This is a genomic window from Kitasatospora sp. NPDC015121 (assembly GCF_055562955.1).
In genome coordinates this window covers 1-18,269 of record NZ_JBVHEH010000019.1, presented here as the reverse complement: position 1 = coordinate 18,269, position 18,269 = coordinate 1, and the positions used below count along the sequence as shown (strand labels likewise).

The following is an 18,269-nucleotide window of genomic DNA, read 5'->3' as shown; positions in this document are numbered from 1 at the left end:
ACGTTATACATCGGCAAGACTCTCGACGTCATCGGCAGTGGCAGCCATGGTGCGCGTTCGTTCGGCAATGAGCGGATTCATTGCGTCCCACCATTGTCCGAGGGCGGAGTCGCCTCGACTGGAACGCGTCATCGCCCACCAACCGGCGGTACCCTCGACGGCCCACGTGATCGTCACGACGTTCGACTCGTCCTCGGACCACAGCGGCGGACTGACAAGTACATTGTCGAGAGTCAGGTTTCGACGGCCGGCGTTGGGCAGGTAGCCCGTGCGCCATTCGTCGACGAACTTCTTCCCGCACCCGGGTTTCGTGACTATCCGATCGACCACGTAGAGCGTCTCACCTGCCATCTGCGCAGGCTACGGTGCGCTTAAGTCTCTGCGGTACTTTCGATCTCACGCAGCGGGAGATTGTTCCGAGGTGGCCGGGGACGGTACGGGGCGCAGACCCAGCCAGCCGACCAAACCGACGAGGGCGAAGGCCACTGCGGCGGTGACGAACGTGACGGTGAAGGCGGACTCGCTGGGCAACGTGGGTGTGCCCTCGGGCAGGTTGGCGATGGTCATCGAGGCGAGAATCGTGGTCACCACGGCACTGCCCATGGCGCTACCGGTGGAACGGGAGATCGAGTTGATTCCGTTGGCTATTCCACTCTGCCGATGCGGAACACTCGACATGATGATCGCGGGCATGGCCGCGTAACCCAGGCTGACGGCGGCGCCGATCACGATGCCCGCACCGATGACGGACGCGGTATGCGTGTGGTCGTATGCGAGCCAGGCGAACGGGACCGCACCACAGATCGCGGTGAGTCCCAGAACGAAGCGTGGTCCGCGCACTCTGATGAGGCGCCCAGCGATCGGTGCGGCGATCAGCGAGGCAATCGCTCCCGGCAGGAGGAATTCCACCGACGCGCGCAGAATGCTCGCGTCGAATCCGTATCCCGTGAGAGAGCGCGGAAGTTGCACGAGGTAGGAGATGCCGAGAAAGTTGGCGAACATCCCGAAGCCCACCATGACACCGGCCAGGTTCGCCATCATCACGGGCCGGTGGACGAACATCCGCATGTCGACCAGCGGTTCGTCGACGATCTTCTCGATCCAGACCCACACTGCGAACATCACGATCGAGGCAAGGAAAACACCGATGGTCAAGGGTGAGAACCAACCCCATTGGTGGCCTTGAGAAATCGACAACAGGAGTAGAAGGAGTGCAGCGCCCAGGCTCAGTGCACCGATGACGTCGACGCGGCCGCCGCTCTTGTGTTTGGTTGCGGGCACCAGCGTGATGACCGCGACGAGGGCAAGCAACGCGAATCCGGTCGCCATCCAGAAGGCGTTGCGGTAGTCGGCATCCGGAGCCGATGTGAGCAGCCCGGTGGCCACGAGGGCGAGGCCGCTGCCGAAGGCAAGGGTTCCGCTGACCAAGGCCATCGCGCCGGGAAGCTTGTGTGGGCGGACCTCTTCGCGCAGTACCGACAGAGCCAGCGGGAAGATGGCGGTGGCCGTTCCTTGCAGGACGCGTCCGAGAACGAGTAGCGGCAGATTGTGTGCCACCGCGGCGACGACAGAACCGATCACCATGACGATCAGAACGCCCACCAGCGTGCGCTTCTTGCCGTGCTGATCACCGTAGCGGCCGAGCAGGGGAGTGAAGACGGCCGCCGACAGCAGGGTCGCCGTGGTCACCCAGCTGATACCGGCCGAGGATGCGCCCAGATCGGACTGAATGCGTCCCAAAATCGGAACGGGCAACGTCTGCATCATCGAGACGATCATCGCGGCCAGGCTGAGGGCCGCGATGATGACGGCCTCGCGGCGCGGTGATACTACGACTGATGTATCCGGGGTGTCGCAGACGGTTGGCTGCGCAGCACTGTCGGTCGTCACTGAATTCGTCAAGGGGGTCCTTCTCGGGAATTACAAGAGAAAATGCTTAATGTGGCGAAGTAATTTTCTCTGGATGGTAAGTCCGCGAGATCGATCCCGTCAATGCTGGTCAGTGAGCCCCTGAAGCGTGCTTGGTGTAGTTCGGGCCAGTTCGGTGAGTCTCGGACTAGAAGGGGTAGACCGGGAGTGCGCTCTGCGCGGTCACCCACTGTGTTTCGGTGAAGGCATCGAGGTTTGCGCCGATGCCGCCGACGCGGCCACCGTTACCCGAAGACGCCATGCCGCCGAACGGGATGACGGCTTCGTCGCCGACAGTCTGGTCGTTGATGTGTACCAGGCCGGTGGGGATCTGTTGAGCGAGCTCGAGTCCGCGCATGGCATCGGAGGTGAGAATGCCCAGCGACAATCCGTACTCGGAATCGTTGGCTATGGCGACGGCTTGTTCGACGGTGGCGAACGAGGTCACCGGCGCGACCGGCCCGAAGACCTCGTCGGCGAAGGCCGGCGCGGTGAGCGGGGTGTCGGCCAGCACGGTGGGCCGGTAGAAGAGATCCTCGTAGGTGCCACCGGCAGCCAGTTTCGCTCCGGCCGCGATGCTTCCGGTGACCAGCGAGTGGATGTGGTCGCGTTGCTTGGCGTCGATGATGGGACCGAGTGCCACCTGACCGGTGAACGGGTCACCTACCGGAAGCTTGTCGGCGTGTTCGGCAAGGAGTGCGGTGTAGTCGGCGGCAATACTTTCGTGCACCAGTTGACGGCCGGTGGTCATGCAGATCTGTCCCTGGTGCATGAACGAGCCGAAAGCGCCGACAGATGCGGCTTTTTCGAGATCGACGTCATCCATGACGATCAGCGCGTTGTTGCCGCCGAGTTCCAGGTGCGCGCGCTTGAGGTGGCGACCTGCCAGTTCGCCGACAGCGCGTCCTGCGCGTGTCGACCCGGTGAATGCGATGACGCGAACGCTCGGATGAACCACGAGCGCCTCACCGGCGTCAGCGCCACCCGGGAGCATGCTGAACACTCCGGCGGGCAAGCCGGCTTCTTCGAAGATGCGGGCAAGAACCACGCCGCCACAGATCGCCGTCCGCGGATCAGGCTTGAGGATTACCGAATTACCCAGTGCCAGTGCGGGAGCGACTGCACGAATCGACAGGATGATCGGGAAGTTGAACGGTGCGATGACGCCGACGGTTCCGACGGGCACGCGACGAGAGAAGCTCAGCCGAGGTTGCTCCGAGCGCAGTACCTCACCGACGGGGTGTGCGGCCAATGCCGAAGCGTTGTAGCACTCTTCGGCTGCGGTATGTGTTTCCAGCCCGGCCTTGGCGGGGATGCTGCCCGCCTCGCGGATCACCCATTCGCCGATTTCGTCGGCGTACTGCTCGAACAGTTGACCGGCCCGGCGTAGAACGGCGGCCCGTTCGGTGTAGGGGCGTGCCGCCCAATCTTTCTGAGCTGCAGTAGCTTTTGTTGCAGCGGCGGCCACGTCTTCGGGAGTTGCCATGCCGACCGTCGTCAACTGCTTGCCGGTGGCCGGCTCGACGACCAAACGATCTTCGGCGCTGCCCGGGACCCATTCGCCGTCGAAGATCTTCGATTCCCACACCGGTTCGTTCAGCAAACTCGTCATGGCCGCTCCTCGATAAAGGGATGCAACTGCCCGCCGCATCACATGGTTGCCCACCACGTTGCTCGGTGAGGAGGCTGACCGCCATCACACTTTCACTCAGTGAAAGACGGGTTCATGGCGTCCTTGAGTGCTTGAATCAGATCGGCGAACTCGGTGGAGTGAGTAGCGCCGCTGCGGGTCACCCCCGAGACGGGAATTCGCAAGCGGCCGTGCGATTCTCGCATGAAGCTGATTCCGGCGCGTGGAGATTCGCCGGCGGTGATCGAATACAGCAGGGTCCAGGCGCGAGGGTTGGTGATCACGTCCAGCGTGGCGGTGTGATCGCTCGGAATTGCCGGGCCAAGTTGTACGCGTCGATCGATCTCGCGGAACGCGTCCTCGACCACCTTGTGAATGAGCACCTGGCTTTGGCGCGGCGGCAGGAGCAGGGGATAGGCAGCCAGGTCGTTGAGGTCGACGCTCTGCTGGCCGGCGAGGGGGTGCCGGCTCGACATGACGACCAGCAGGTCCTCGACGCCGAGGTCCAGTGGTTCGAGCCCCGGGCGGTCGACGCCGCCGCGAATCAGTGCGATGTCCGCGTCGCCGGAGGCCACGGCGTCCATGCGGTGGGCAAAACTCTTGATGACGAACTCGACGTCCAGGTCGGGGTGACGTTCGCGCACGTGTGCGATGGCGTCCAGCGTCTGAGCGGCGAAGCTCATGTTTCCGGTGATCCGGATCCGGGCGCGCGGGTCGCGGGCGACCGAGTACGCCATCGTTTCGAGGCTGAGGACTTGCTGCGCGATGGGCACCAGACGCGATCCTGCCGGGGCCAGGCGGACGGCTCGGGTCGAGCGTTCGAAGAGCGTCGCCCCGAGCTCCTTCTCCAGCCGTGCAACCTGATGGCTGATCGCCGACTGCGAGATGAAGCAGCGCTCGGCGGCGCGACTGAAGCTCAGTTCCTCGCTCACGACGAGGAAGTACTTGAGTTGGCGGAAGTCCATGAAGACAGCTTACTTATGAGCAATCGAGATAACAGTCTTGCGAATACTCCAGCTAGCTGGACCCGACCCATGATCAGTCCATACCGTAATAGTCATACTTTCAATTTGGTTGAGGAGTTTGTTGTGGATAGAACAGCTGCGGGTCGCGCCGACATCGACGCGACTGGACACGAGAAGACTCAGGTAGTGATCGTCGGTTCGGGCTTCGGAGCCCTCGCCGCGGCCAAGACTCTCGCGAAGTCCAAGACGCCGTTCGTTCTCATCTCCGCCACCACCGAGCACCTCTTCCAGCCGCTGCTCTACCAGGTGGCGACGGGTGTTCTGTCGGCAGGCGAGGTGGCTCCGCCCATCCGCACGATCCTGCAGAAGTACCCCAACGCCGACGTCCGGCTCGGCCGCGTCGTCGAGGTCAACGCCGAAGAGAACACCGTCGTCTACGAAGCCTCGGGTACCCGCCATACGCTCGGGTACCGCTCGCTCATCGCAGCCACCGGTGCCACGCAGGCGTACTTCGGTCATGACGAGTTCGAGAAGGTCACCTACAAGCTCAAGACCGTCGAGGATGCCGAGGTCCTGCGTAAGCAGATCCTGCGTTGCTTCGAAGAGGCCCACACCACCAACGACGCGCTGGTTCGTCGCAACCTGCTCAGCTTCGTTGTCGTCGGTGCCGGCGCAACCGGCGTCGAGCTCGCCGGACAGATCAAGGAACTGGCGCGTCGCTACTTCGCCAAGTCCATCAACAACATCAGCGCCGACGAGGTCACGGTCACCATGGTCGAAGGCGCCGGCGTCGCCCTTCCGGCCTTCGGTGGAAAGCTCAGTGAGTACACGCAGGCTTCGCTCGAGAAGTCGGGTGTCGAGGTTGTCCTCAACACCATGGTCACCGCCATCGACGAGCACGGTGTCACCGTGTCCTCGGCAAAGACCAAGGAAGAGAAGCGCATCGACGCCGAGACCGTCATCTGGTCGGCCGGTGTTCGCGCCAACGACTTCGCCGCGGTGCTCGGCGAGGCAACCGGTTGTGACACCGACCGCGCGGGTCGTCTGCTCATCAATCCGGACTTGACTGTCGGCGGATTCGCCAACGTCTTTGCCATCGGTGACATGACGTCGCTGAACGGTCTGCCGGGTCAGTCGCCCGTCGCGATGCAGGGTGGCCGTCACGCCGCGAAGATCGTGAACGGAAAGGTCAAGGCCGGAACGCCTTTCAAGTACTTCGACAAGGGCAGCATGTCGATCATCAGCCGATTCAGCGCTGTGTGTCGCGTCCGCAAGGTCGAGTTCAAGGGCACGATCGCCTGGTTCATGTGGTTGGCCGTCCACGTGATGTATCTGGTGGGCTTCCGCAACCGGTACGTCGCTGTGATGTCGTGGTTCGGTTCGTTCATCGGGCACCGTCGTCCGCACTTCCACTACGCGCAGGAGCCGATGAAGATCGAGGCCGCGCCGCCGGCGGTCGAACGCGAACCGGAATTGGCGCACTCCGCGTAGCTCCGCACCGCCTGAACACGTTTCGCCTGATGTCAGTCACAGTGGATTCTTGGTGGCACTGCCCTGTCACACTGTGTGAATGGCATCAGGCGACCGTTCGTTGATCGGCCGGGCATTCATCGTGCTCGGTGCCTTCGACGCGACGTCGCCGCGGTTGACGCAATCGGAGATCAGTCGTCGCACCGATCTGCCACTGCCCACCGTCCATCGACTGTGTGGGCAGTTGGTGGCTGAGGGCGCACTCGAGCGTCGGAGTGACGGCAAGTACCAGGTGGGAGTGCGGTTGTGGGAGATCGGCGCTCTTGCGCCCGGGGCACATGGGCTCAGGCAGGTGGCGTTGCCGTTTCTCGAAGACCTCTACGAAGTCACCCGAGAGAACGTGCAGTTGGTCGTTCGTGAAGGTACCGAGGCTCTGTACCTCGAGCGCTTGTCCTCGCGTAGCGCTGTCACCGTTGTAGGTCGCGCCGGCGGAAGATTGCCGCTGCACGCGTCGAGCGGTGGATTGATTCTCCTCGCACACGGCGGAACCGAGCTTCTCGACGACGTCCTCCGTGCCGGTCTCGAGTCGTTCACTCCCAAAACCATTACTTCCGAGCGAATCTTGCGAGCAACTCTCGACGAGATCAGACGCACCGGATTCGTGGTCTGTCGTGAGTATCTGAACGTCGGGACCCTTGCTGTTGCCGCTCCGGTCCGCGAATCCGGCGGCAATGTCGTCGCCGCGGTCTCGACAGTTGTTCCGGTGGAGCAGGATCCGGCCCCTTTACTGCCGGCTTTGGTCGCGGCCGCCCGTGGAATATCACGCGGGCTTGGCGGCGGCGGACTTGGATAGCTCGTATTCGGTCTTTCACTGAGTGAAATTGCAGCTGTTCAGAGGAGTGGTCGTGGTCGAGGGTGGTCTCAATCGTCACTCACCTCAGGAGTTCACTGTATGTCTTCTTCGCGCACCCAGGTCGGAATCGTCGGTGGTGGTCCCGCCGGGTTGATGCTCTCGCATCTGTTGCATCTGAAGGGAATCGATTCGGTAGTCCTGGAATGCCGCACTCGCGAAGAGGTAGAGGGCACCATTCGTGCCGGTGTGCTCGAACAGAACACCGTTGATCTCATGGTCGAGACAGGACTCGGTGACCGACTGAAGCGGGAGGGCCTCGAACATCACGGAATCGAGTTGCGATTCGGTGGGCGAGGGCACCGCATCGCCTTCGACGAACTGACCGACGGGCGCGCAGTCACGGTGTATCCGCAACACGAGGTGCTCAAGGATCTGATTGCGCGACGCCTCGCTGACGGCGGGGACATTCGATTCGGAGTGTCCGGCGCACAAGTACACGATCACGAATCGGATCGCCCGAGTATTACTTTCGTCGACTCGGACGGAGCCGAGCAGAAGCTCGAGTGCGCCCTGGTGGCCGGTTGCGACGGATCACGTACCGAAACGCGAAAGCTGATTCCCGAACCGTCGATCCGCACGGATCATTTCCGGCAGTACCCCTTTGCATGGTTCGGCATCCTGGCCGAGGCGCCGCCGTCATCGGAAGAATTGATCTACGCCAACCACGAGCGTGGCTTTGCGCTGATCAGCACGCGGACACCCCAGGTGCAGCGTCACTACCTCCAGGTCGATCCGAACGACTCCGTGGACAACTGGTCCGACGATCGGATCTGGGACGAGCTGCACATGCGCGTCGACGGTGAGGGGGCGGAGATCAAGGACGGCAAGATCTTTCAGAAGTCGATCCTCCAGTTCCGCAGCTTCGTGTGCGAGCCGATGCAGCACGGCAACCTGTTTCTTGCAGGCGATGCGGCGCACACCGTGCCGCCGACCGGCGCGAAGGGTATGAATCTCGCGATCGCCGACGTCTACGCGCTGTCGAACGCCATGGACAAATTCTTCACCTCGTCCGACCGAAAGATGTTGGACCGGTATACCGAAACGGTGTTGCCGCGCGTGTGGCGGACGCAGCACTTTTCGTGGTGGATGTCGTCGATGCTCCATCGCTTGCCAGACGACACCGGTTTCGGGCATCGCCGTCAGCTGGCCGAACTGGACATGGTCACGCGTTCGGTCGCCGGGCGAACGTTGATCGCCGAGAACTACGTCGGAACGCCCTTGGCGTAGAGGGGTGTTCGCAGGTCGAGTTGGATGAAATCAGGGGAGCGGGGTGCCTTGATGATGTACCAATTGCCATCCGATCGGTGTTCGACGCCACAAAGATGTTCGCCGCGCGCGACGCCTACCTCGGACTGAATCCCACTGGGTGAGGACGTAGCCGTCGTCGATGATTCGACCGGTCAGATTATGAACTTCGATGCCCTCGTCTATGGGTTCGTTCCGCAGTGATTCAACTGTGGACGCGACATTCCAGACGCTACCCGACGCGCCTATCTCGACGAAGTCCTCGGCAAGCAATGCAAGTACACGTGCACTGCTGCGCCTGCATTCGACAGTTTGCAATTCCCGCTCCAGGGCGAGGACCTCCCCGACGTCGGTTCCTGGGGTCATGAATGCTCCTCTGCGTACACACATGTCGGGGACGATGTCGATCGTGATCATCGCAGAGGTGGACGTCGAGTTCCCAACATTCGTTCTCGAAGGCTGTCGTAGATAGGAGCCGAACCTGCCAAGGTGGCTACGAAAACCGCTGCTGCAGTGGCCGCGAGCATCGGAACCAGCGTCGACGTCACCGCAGTCATCTCGACCACGATCACGATTCCGGTGAACGGAGCGCGTACTACGGCGCCGAAGAAGGCAGCCATGCCGACGGTAGCCATGGTGATCGTGAGTCCGGCGTCCACTCCGGGCACGAAGCTCGACAGCCCGGTGAAGATCGACCCCCAGAGTGCACCGAGTGCGAGTAGAGGAGCGAACAGTCCACCGGGAGTCCCGGCGGCGTACGACAGCGGGCCGGTGAAGAACCGAACCACCAAGTACAGCAGCAGAATCGGCAGAACGAAGGTCCTTCCGCCGACGATCATCTGTGCAAGGACGTCGCCGCCTCCACTGGCCAGCGGGTCGAGGAACAGCGTCAGGCCGATGACCGCGCCGATCGTTGCGGCGATGACGGTCGGCGGGATCCTGTCGAGTCGCGCTACGACGTCGAGTAGTCCCAGAATCAAGCGGTTGTACGCGATGCCCAGCAACCCCGTCAGTATTCCGAAGACGACGAACAGCGGCAGTAGTGCGAGTTGAGGTGTGGGCACGGTGCCGACCTCGAAATCAGGCTGATCGCCGATGACGATTCGTGCACAGCCCACCGCGACCGAAACACCGAAAAGCGTTGGCAGCACGGTGCGTAGCCGGAACGAGTGCGTCACTTCCTCGCAGACGAACAGTGCGCCGGCGATCGGCGCGTTGAATGCGACAGCGAGTCCTGCTCCGGCCGCGGATGTTTGCAACATGGCGACATCCGGTTCGGAAAGGCGGGCCCGTCGTCCCGCTTCTGCACCGATCGCCGCGCCCATGTGGACGGTGGGGCCTTCACGGCCGAGAACCAGACCGGAGCCGATCGCCAAGAGACCGCCGATGAATCTTGCAGGCACGAGATTGATACCCGGAGGTTTCGCTTCGCCACGGGACACCGCCTCGACATGCTGGATACCGCTTCCCTTCGCGAGGGGAACTCGTCTGACGATCAGTACGGCAAGCACGGTGCACAGGGCCACCAGGAGTACCGGCACGAGCCACCCGACGTACGGAACGTGATGCGCCCAGTCGACGATCGTCCGACGGAGTTCGTCGGCCCTGATCAGGCACCAACGGAACGCGCCGCCGACAAATCCGACCCCGACACCGGCGACCGCAGCGAGTAGACACAGCAATCCCAGTCCGCGGTTGGAGTCGCGCGGTTCGGTGCCGACATCGTCCTCGGTCATCGTGATCAGCCCTACCTGATGGTCACAACTCTCGACAGGTGAATTGAGCCTCCCTCACGTTGGACGGTAACCCATCCCGCTACCCGCAGTGTCGGATCGAGGTTGTGCGGCCGAGTCACAATTCGATAAGCAGGCTGATTCCGAGAACTGCCATCATCAGGGCGATCAGAGCATCGAGAATCCGCCAGGCGTTGGGTTTCGCAAAGAGCGGCGTGAGTAGACGTGCGCCGTAACCGAGGGCGCCGAACCAGACCACACTTGCCGTGATGGCACCGGCCGCAAACCACCAACGTCCGATTTCGCCGCGACCGTTGGCAATTGAACCCATGAGCACCACGGTGTCCAGGTACACGTGTGGATTGAGCCAGGTGAGGGCCAATGCCATCGTGACGGCGGTAAGCCTCGACCCGTTTCCATGTTGATCCGGTGCCAACGTCTGGGGTCGAAGCGCCCGTTTGGCGGCGAAGATCGCATAGCTCAGGAGGAAAACGGCGCCGGCGATACGAACGAACGTGATCAGCGACGGTGCGTGTTCGAGGAGGGTCCCGATTCCGCTGATGCCTGCAAGAATCAGAATTGCGTCTGACAACGCGCACACTGCGACGATCGGGAGTAGATGCGATCGAGTCAGGCCTTGGCGAAGAACAAACGCATTCTGGGCGCCGATTGCGACGATCAAGGACAGTCCGACCCCGAAACCGACGAGGGCCGACGCAGGGTCGTTGGTGCTGAGCATGGTGTCGAGCCTGCCGCTCAGATTTCAATCAGTCCAGCTAATGATTCTTAGGATGCATCAGAGTAGCTTCAGATTATGTTGGATTTCGAGCAGTTGAGGGCATTGCACGCTGCGGTCGACGAGGGAACCTTCGAGGCGGCGGCGCGGAAGTTACACATCACGCCTTCGGCGGTCAGTCAACGAATCAAATCTCTCGAGACCTCGGTTGGCCGGATCCTGGTGCAGCGCACCAAACCCATCCAGGTCACAGATTCAGGGAGAGAAGTCCTGCGGCTTGCCCGTCAGATAGACGCCCTGTCGCGTGACACCGTGCGAGAACTCGGTTTGGAAAACGGTTCGAACAGCTTCGCCCGCGTCTCGATCGCGGTCAATGCCGATTCGCTGTCCACGTGGGTTCTCGGGGCCCTCGCGGAGTTCACGCAAGAAGTCAGTTTCGATTTTCATCTCGACGATCAAGACCACACCACCGAACTGCTACGCGACGGTTCGGTCATGGCTGCCGTCACGTCTGTCGCGTCACCGATTCAAGGGTGTACCTCCAGTCGGTTGGGCATCATGCGGTATCGGCCGATGGCGAGCGCAGAGTTCTGCCGTCGTTGGTTCGCAGATGGTGTTACGGCCGAATCCCTTTCGGAGGCACCGCTGGTTGTGTTCAATCGCAAGGATCTGCTGCAGGATCGGTACCTCGATCAAAAGATCGGCCACCCGGCAGATCCGCCTCGCCATCTTGTTCCGTCATCGGCAGACTTCGCGGACGCCGTCAGGCGGGGATACGGCTGGGGATTGATACCGGACCTGCAGCGCGGCGACGACGATCGATCCGGGGTGCTGATCGGATTCGATCCGGACTTCGTGGACGACGTTCCGCTGTACTGGCAGCAGTGGAAACTGTCGTCACCGGTCTTGCGCCGGATCTCCGAGGTGGTGACCCGCCGCGCCCACGAGGTGTTGCATCAGCCCTCGAGCTGATGAGCACCGCACCTGCCGTGTTGTGCTCGGGGAACAAAGAACCTGGATAAGTTGATCCCCTGGGACCGTTTCTTCGGCCACAGGACGCCGATAGTGTTTTGAGTCACACACGAATGAAAGGTGCTGACTCTCGTGGCGGACATCGGATATCTGGCTTGGGATCTTGCAGAGAAGTACGGGAAGAAGCCGTGCCTGCGGGACGACCACGTCGAACTCACGTATGAGGAGTTCGCAGATCGCACGGAAGCTGTTGCTGCGCAATTGGCCGGACTCGGAATCGGACTCGGCGACGTGGTGGCGGTCATGCTGCCCAATCGCGTCGAGTTGCTGATCGCGATCATGGCCGCCTGGCGTATCGGTGCTGCCGCTACCCCCATCAATCCGATGTTCACCGCGAACGAAGCGGATTACCAGATCGCGGACTCCGGGGCCGAGTTGGTCATCACCGCCACTGCCGACGCGCCCTCGGGTGGCCGTGCGGTGTTGGTCGTCGACGATCTTGCGACAGCGCCGCCGACGGACCCTCGGCCCGGAATCGATGTTGCAGCAGACGATCTGGCTCTCCTCATCTACACCAGCGGCTCCACCGGACGGCCCAAGGGAGTGATGCTCACGCACGCCAACCTGCAGTTCATGGCTTCGTCGATGGGCAAGAACATCGGAGTCACGGGCGCGGATCACTGTCTGTTGATTCTGCCGCTGTTCCACGTCAACGCGATCTGCGTCAGCGTCTTGACGCCCTTGCTTGTCGGCGGACAGGTCAGTGTCACCGGGAAGTTCTCGGTTTCGAGATTCTTCGACGACGTTGCGAGGCTTCGCCCCACGTATTTCTCGGCAGTGCCGGCAATCTACGCGATGCTGACCTCACAGCCGGAAGACTCCTCCATCGACACGTCATCCTTGAGGTTTGCCGTGTGCGGTGCGGCGCCGATCAGCAAGGAACTCCTCGACCGCGCGGAGCAGCGCTTCGGTTTCGTGATCGTGGAGGGTTACGGACTTACCGAGGGGACTTGCGCTTCGGCCTGCAATCCTGTGGACGGCGTGCGCAAACTCGGTACGGTCGGACCGGCGTTGCCGGGCCAGCAGATTGCCATTCTTGCCGAGGACGGAACCTTTGCTCCCGTCGGTACTGCCGGAGAGGTGGTCATCAAGGGCGACAACGTGATGCGTGGCTACCTCGGCAAGCCGGACGAGACCGCGAAGGCGGTCAGGGACGGTTGGTTGTACACCGGTGACGTCGGAGTCCTCGACGAGGACGGCTACCTGACCCTCGTCGACCGCATCAAGGACATGATCATCCGTGGGGGAGAGAACATCTACCCGAAGGAGATCGAAAACTCGCTCGCTACACATCCTTCCGTGCTCGAGGCCGCCGTCATCGGCGCTCCGCACCAGGTCTACGGAGAGGTGCCAGTTGCCTATGTCGTTGCCTACCCCGATGCACCCGTCACCGAAGACGAACTGCTCGAACATGTCACGGCCTTGCTCACCCGAGTAAAGGTGCCAGTGGCGATCTACGTCGTCGATGCGCTTCCCCGAAACCCGGTGGGCAAGATCGACAAACCCGGAATGAGACGAGCGTTGAGCGCAACTCCCGCTCACTAGTCACTTCCCCGTAGTACCAGCACAACTCGACGACGTCCGTCGAGTCGATCCGTCATGCCCACATTCCGTATTTCAGGAGCACATCATGGGATTCAAAGAAGGAAACTTCCCTCCCGTCGATCCGGCAACGTTCATGGACAAGCCGTTTCTCGAGCGTCTGCGTGACATGTCCACGCACTGGGTGGATTACGGCTTCGGTACGCCGAAAATGGTCCACACCGTCTACATCATGAAATTGTTGTTCCTCTACCTGGCAGCTGGAACAGCCGTTGCCACTTTGACTTCCGGCCTCTCGTGGTTCGACGTCGGTTCGTGGTGGAACCAGCCGATCGTCTACCAGAAACTCATCATCTGGACGATGATGCTCGAGATGCTGGGCTTGGCAGGATCCTGGGGACCGCTCGCCGGCCACTTCAAGCCGATGACCGGTGGAGTTCTCTACTGGATTCGCCCCGGCACGATTCGCCTGCCACCGTGGCCGGGCAAAGTGCCGCTCACCTCGGGTGACTCCCGCTCGGTGTTCGACGTTTTCATCTATGTCGCCGCAGTCGCCAATCTACTTGTTGCCGCGGTTCTTCCGGGAGTTCACACCACAGGACTCGATTCGGCCTTCGCTGACAGTGCCGGACTCGTACGTCCGACGGTCTTGTACTCCTTCCTGGTGCTCATGGTGATTCTCGGGTTGCGTGACAAGGTGCCCTTCATCGCTGCACGTAGCGAGCAGTACCTGCCGGCAATCTTCTTCTTCACGTTCCTGCCTTTCGTCGACATGATCCTGGCGCTCAAACTGCTGATCGTCATGGTGTGGATCGGAGCCGGTGTCTCGAAGTTCGGTCGCCATTTCTCGCTGGTGGTTCCCCCGATGCTCAGCAATACACCGTGGATCCCGTCGAAGAAGATCAAGCGCGCGCATTACCGGAACTTCCCGGAAGATCTTCGGCCCTCGCACCTGGGCGGCGGCGTCGCACACGTGGCCGGAACGATGGTCGAAATCGTCACCCCGTTGATACTGCTGTTCTCGACGAACAAGACTCTCACCATTCTTGCCGTGATCCTCATGGTCGGATTCCACCTGTTCATCGCGTCGACCTTCCCGTTGGCCGTTCCGCTCGAATGGAATCTTCTGTTCGCCTACGCCTCGGTCTTCCTGTTCCTGGGCTTCCCTGCGTGGGACGGCTACGGCCTCGGCGCTATGTCCTCTCCGTGGATCACCGCGGGAATCATTGCAGCCCTTGCCTTCTTCCCGATCCTCGGAAACCTCCGACCAGATCTGGTGTCCTTCCTGCCGTCGATGCGTCAGTACGCCGGCAACTGGGCATCCGCGACGTGGGCATTCGCTCCGGGCGCCGAAGCCAAGATCGACCAGTACATCAAGCGTCCGTCGCCGGATACGCGCAATCAGTTGATGACGATGTACCCCGAGGACGTGTCCGACGTCGTTCTGCATCAGCTGTTGGGCTGGCGTTCCATGCACAGCCAAGGGCGTGCGCTGTTCTCTCTGATGATCAGACACCTCGGCGACGACATCAACACGTATTCGCTGCGCGAAGCCGAGTTCATGTGCAACTCCATCGTCGCATTCAACTTCGGTGACGGCCACTTGCACGACGTGAAACTGATCGCCGCTATTCAGCGTCGCTGCAATTTCGCACCCGGTGAGTTCCTGGTGACCTGGATCGAATCGCAGCCCATCCACAAGGGAACACAGGAGTACCAGGTGATCGATGCGGCTCTCGGTGTCATCGAACGGGGTACTTTCAAGGTCGCCGACGCAGTCGCCGAACAGCCATGGTTGCCGAACGGGCCCATTCCGTTCGACGTTCAGTGGACACTGGACGTACGGGCCGACCGCGCGGCAACAGATCCGCAGGTTGTCTCCGAGCCGAAGATGCGTACGAGGGTCAGCGGTAGCGAGCAAGAGGTGAGTAAGTGACAAAGGCCGTAGTCGTCGGCAGCGGGCCCAATGGGCTCGCTGCCGCGGTACACCTTGCACGTAGTGGTGTTGACGTGCAGGTACTCGAGGCCGCCGACCAGATCGGCGGAGGCACCCGATCCGGTCCGCTCGACGTGCCGGGGTTGATCCACGATCACTGCTCGGCGTTTCACCCGATGGGTATCGGCTCGCCGTACCTGTCCAAACTGGACCTCGAGCGGTACGGGCTGATCTGGCGCTGGGCAGAGGTGGACTGTGCGCATCCGCTCGACAACGGCGATGCCGGCGTTCTGTACCGCTCGCTGGAGCAGACGGCGGCGGGACTCGGCGCGGACGGACCCCGATGGCAACGCATGTTCGAGGATTTGTCGACGGGGTTCGACGCTCTGGCGTCCGACCTGATGCGTCCGATCGTCAACGTTCCACGCCATCCGCTGCGGCTTGCGGCTTTCGGTCCGCGAGCGCTGCTTCCGGCTACGGTGACCGCGAAGTTGTGGAAGACCGACAAAGGAAAGGCTCTCTTCGGCGGGGTTGCCGCGCACGCCTTCTATCCGCTCAACCGTCCGGCTACATCGGCGGTGGGATTGATGATCACCGCGGCTGGTCACCGCTACGGTTGGCCGGTTGCCGAGGGAGGTTCGCGTTCGATCACCGACGCCATGGCCGCGATGCTCCTCGATCACGGCGGCAAGATCGACACCGGCGTTCGGATACGTACGGCCTCCGAGATTCCTGACGCCGATGTTGTTCTGCTGGATGTCAATCCGGGGGGTGCGCTCGAAATCCTGGGCGATCGACTCCCGGGCCGAGTGGCGAAGGCCTATCGAAAGTTCAAGCAGGCTCCCGGAGCATTCAAGGTCGATTTTGCGATCGAAGGTCATGTACCGTGGACCAATCAGGATTGCGCTCGGGCCGGAACTGTCCATCTGGCAGGTGGTTTCGACGAAATCGTGGCAGCTGAGCGTGAGACGAATTCAGGCCGTATGCCGGACCGACCGTTCGTGCTCCTCGGTCAGCAATACCTGGCTGATCCCACCCGCTCGGCCGGGAACGTCCATCCGTTGTACGCCTATGCGCACGTGCCTCACGGCTACAGCGGCGACGCGACGGAGGCGGTCATTCGTCAGATCGAGAGGTTTGCGCCAGGATTCCGGGATCAGATCGTCGCGACGTCGAGCAGTGGTACAGCTGATCTGGCACAAGACAATCCGAATCAGGTAGGAGGCGACATCATCGGAGGTGCGAACACCGAACTGCAGGTTGTCTTGCGTCCGCGCGTCGCAGTCGATCCGTACAGCACTGGGATCGAGGGCACTTACCTGTGCTCGGCCTCGACCCCGCCGGGTGCCGGAGCACATGGAATGTGCGGGTACAACGCGGCAGAATCGGCACTGAAGTACCTGCGGCGGAAGGGTGCAGAGGTTCTGTGAGTAGTCCATCGCACAAGGAGCGAGGCGCCGGAGCAATGCGGCGTCTCGCCCGAGTGCCTGCAGCTGCAGAGCCGGAAGTGCTTGCCGTGGTTGCCGAGTTGGCGCGACGACTCGACGAGCGCAGCGCCGATATCGCGCGTGAGATGGCCTTCATGATGGCTCACGAAATCGACCAATTGGATGCAGACGCCAAATTGCTCGAAATGCTCGAGGCCAGCGTGCAGGGAAACATCACGACGATCATCCACGTATTGGCCAACGACATTCCGATCGATCATCTCCAACCGACTACTGCCGCAGTTGAATACGCTTTGCGTCTGGCGCAGCGAGACGTTCCGTCCAACTCTCTCGTTCGGGCCTATCACATGGGCCAAGGCGATCTGATGCGGATCTGTCACGACGAGATCAGCACACTGGATATTCCGGCGCGACTGACTTTGGCTGTCCTGAAACACACTTCGGACGTGGTCTACAGCTACATCGACTGGATCACGCTCTACGTCTTCGACGCGTACGAGCGGGAGCGCAGTCGATGGATGGCAGCGCAGGGAAACCTCCATTCGGCCGCGATCCATGCCCTTCTGTCCGGTACCAACGCAGATACCGCTGCTTTCGAAGCGGAGACCGGATACCGCCTTGGTCAAAACCACGTCGCCTTGGTGGTCTGGTCGACGTGGGATGCGGACGTCATGGGCATCAACACGCTGGATCGACTCGTACGTGATCTCGGCGCAGCGGCGGGAGCGGACAAGCCGCCGATCATCACCGCCATCGATCGACGCACGGTGTGGGCGTGGCTGCCCTTCGGTCGCCGGATTCCAGCGCCGGATGCGGACGTTCTCGCGGCCGCAGTGCCGTTGGACGGTGGAGCGCGGGTGGCCATCGGACTGCCGGGGTCGGGGGTCGACGGTTTCAAACGATCTCACGAACAAGCCACTGCCGCCTATTCAGTTGCTGCCGTCCCGGATACGCCACAGCGACCCGTGGTGAGTTTCGGGGACCGCGGCGTCGCCGTGGTTTCGCTTCTGTCGGAGAACATCGATTCTACGAAGTCATGGGTCTGGGAGGTGCTAGGCCCGTTGGCGGACGATACGCCTTCTGCTGCGTCCTTGAGGACGACGTTGAGTGTGTACTTCGCCCACGGAGAAAGCCATCTGCACACTGCCAATCATATGAATCTGCACCGGAATACGGTGAAGTATCGCATCAACAAGGCGCTCGGCGATCCGGTCGCTGCGGGCCGAGACAAGTTGGATCTCGCTCTGGCCCTGCAGGTTTGTGAGTTGTTGGGCAGATCGGTCTTGCGCCCCGCCCGAACGTCGTGAGTTGTGGACGCTCCACGGCCTCTGGGCTCCGTATCGGGTTTTGATGTCCGATGCGGAGCCTGGCCGTGTTCTGTTGTGCCTGAGGTTCGTCCTCAGGTTGTGAATGTGGTGTTCGCCGGCCGCGGGTGCCGCTGCGGGTCGATCGAGGGCGGTGGGATGAACCAGGGTTTGTTGTCGACGCCGATCCGGATTTCCCATTTGCCGACGAACCCGGATTTGCGGTGCATCAGCCGGTGATGTGAACGGCACAGCAGGACGAGGTTGTTCATCACGGTCGGGCCGCCGTTGGCCCAGTGCCGGATATGGTGTGCATCGGTCCAGGCGGGCACACACGTGCATCCGGGGAACGCACAGCCTTTATCTCTCGCGATCAGCGCGACGCGTTGTTCGGCGGTGAGCAACCG

16 protein-coding genes are annotated in these 18,269 nt (G+C 61.8%); 8 read left to right on the top strand and 8 right to left on the bottom strand.

Features of this window, described 5'->3' with window-relative positions:
* Positions 1-3 precede the first annotated feature (3 nt).
* The 4 genes from ACZ3J7_RS26870 to ACZ3J7_RS26855 all read right to left on the bottom strand — a co-directional run bounded on the left by ACZ3J7_RS26870 (position 4) and on the right by ACZ3J7_RS26855 (position 4,503).
* Positions 4-351 (bottom strand): hypothetical protein, encoded by a 348-nt coding sequence (locus tag ACZ3J7_RS26870; protein ID WP_235170555.1) that lies wholly within the window; start codon positions 349-351, stop codon positions 4-6.
* A 45-nt stretch (positions 352-396) separates the two neighbouring features.
* Positions 397-1,806: an MFS transporter gene (locus tag ACZ3J7_RS26865; protein ID WP_465625567.1), complete on the bottom strand. Its 1,410-nt coding sequence runs from the start codon at positions 1,804-1,806 to the stop codon at positions 397-399.
* 250 nt (positions 1,807-2,056) lie between these two features.
* On the bottom strand, positions 2,057-3,520 hold the full coding sequence (locus ACZ3J7_RS26860; RefSeq protein ID WP_298781879.1) for a benzaldehyde dehydrogenase: 1,464 nt from the start codon (positions 3,518-3,520) through the stop codon (positions 2,057-2,059).
* A 92-nt stretch (positions 3,521-3,612) separates the two neighbouring features.
* Complete coding sequence (locus ACZ3J7_RS26855) at positions 3,613-4,503, bottom strand: LysR family transcriptional regulator (RefSeq protein ID WP_095972371.1); 891 nt, start codon at positions 4,501-4,503, stop codon at positions 3,613-3,615.
* A 186-nt stretch (positions 4,504-4,689) separates the two neighbouring features.
* Here ACZ3J7_RS26855 and ACZ3J7_RS26850 point away from each other — a divergent pair, with 186 nt between their 5' ends.
* From ACZ3J7_RS26850 to ACZ3J7_RS26840, 3 genes are all read left to right on the top strand, one after another.
* The gene (locus ACZ3J7_RS26850; protein WP_465625518.1) at positions 4,690-5,994 is read left to right on the top strand and encodes an NAD(P)/FAD-dependent oxidoreductase; all 1,305 of its coding nucleotides are present in this window, start codon (positions 4,690-4,692) and stop codon (positions 5,992-5,994) included.
* 79 nt (positions 5,995-6,073) lie between these two features.
* Entirely contained in the window at positions 6,074-6,826 is a 753-nt protein-coding gene (locus ACZ3J7_RS26845; protein WP_095972373.1) for an IclR family transcriptional regulator, read from the top strand.
* A gap of 99 nt (positions 6,827-6,925) precedes the next feature.
* Positions 6,926-8,113, top strand: a complete 1,188-nt coding sequence (locus tag ACZ3J7_RS26840) for a 4-hydroxybenzoate 3-monooxygenase (protein WP_298781885.1) — start codon at positions 6,926-6,928, stop codon at positions 8,111-8,113.
* A 30-nt stretch (positions 8,114-8,143) separates the two neighbouring features.
* Here ACZ3J7_RS26840 and ACZ3J7_RS26835 read toward each other — a convergent pair whose 3' ends face one another.
* From ACZ3J7_RS26835 to ACZ3J7_RS26825, 3 genes are all read right to left on the bottom strand, one after another.
* Complete coding sequence (locus ACZ3J7_RS26835) at positions 8,144-8,548, bottom strand: nuclear transport factor 2 family protein (protein WP_465625516.1); 405 nt, start codon at positions 8,546-8,548, stop codon at positions 8,144-8,146.
* The gene (locus tag ACZ3J7_RS26830; protein WP_298781889.1) at positions 8,545-9,867 is read right to left on the bottom strand and encodes a ClC family H(+)/Cl(-) exchange transporter; all 1,323 of its coding nucleotides are present in this window, start codon (positions 9,865-9,867) and stop codon (positions 8,545-8,547) included. Before ACZ3J7_RS26830 ends, ACZ3J7_RS26835 begins: the two co-directional genes overlap by 4 nt.
* Before the next feature lie 115 nt (positions 9,868-9,982).
* Entirely contained in the window at positions 9,983-10,603 is a 621-nt protein-coding gene (locus ACZ3J7_RS26825) for a LysE/ArgO family amino acid transporter (protein WP_235170550.1), read from the bottom strand.
* A gap of 75 nt (positions 10,604-10,678) precedes the next feature.
* On the opposite strand from ACZ3J7_RS26825, the gene ACZ3J7_RS26820 reads away from it, so the two are divergent.
* From ACZ3J7_RS26820 to ACZ3J7_RS26800, 5 genes are all read left to right on the top strand, one after another.
* Positions 10,679-11,572, top strand: coding sequence for a LysR family transcriptional regulator ArgP (locus tag ACZ3J7_RS26820; protein ID WP_298781894.1), 894 nt, complete (start codon positions 10,679-10,681; stop codon positions 11,570-11,572).
* Positions 11,573-11,704: 132 nt separating this feature from the next.
* A complete protein-coding gene (locus ACZ3J7_RS26815; protein ID WP_298781897.1) occupies positions 11,705-13,177 on the top strand; it encodes a class I adenylate-forming enzyme family protein in 1,473 nt (490 codons plus the stop codon).
* An 85-nt stretch (positions 13,178-13,262) separates the two neighbouring features.
* A complete protein-coding gene (locus ACZ3J7_RS26810; protein ID WP_298781900.1) occupies positions 13,263-15,110 on the top strand; it encodes a DUF3556 domain-containing protein in 1,848 nt (615 codons plus the stop codon).
* Positions 15,107-16,540: a phytoene desaturase family protein gene (locus ACZ3J7_RS26805; protein ID WP_298781903.1), complete on the top strand. Its 1,434-nt coding sequence runs from the start codon at positions 15,107-15,109 to the stop codon at positions 16,538-16,540. The genes ACZ3J7_RS26810 and ACZ3J7_RS26805 overlap by 4 nt, the downstream gene beginning before the upstream one ends.
* A 35-nt stretch (positions 16,541-16,575) precedes the next feature.
* Positions 16,576-17,865: a PucR family transcriptional regulator gene (locus tag ACZ3J7_RS26800; protein ID WP_124568158.1), complete on the top strand. Its 1,290-nt coding sequence runs from the start codon at positions 16,576-16,578 to the stop codon at positions 17,863-17,865.
* 92 nt (positions 17,866-17,957) lie between these two features.
* On the opposite strand, the gene ACZ3J7_RS26795 is transcribed toward ACZ3J7_RS26800, so the two are convergent.
* Positions 17,958-18,269 (bottom strand): HNH endonuclease signature motif containing protein (locus tag ACZ3J7_RS26795; RefSeq protein WP_353799012.1); only part of this gene is annotated, 312 nt, incomplete at its 5' end.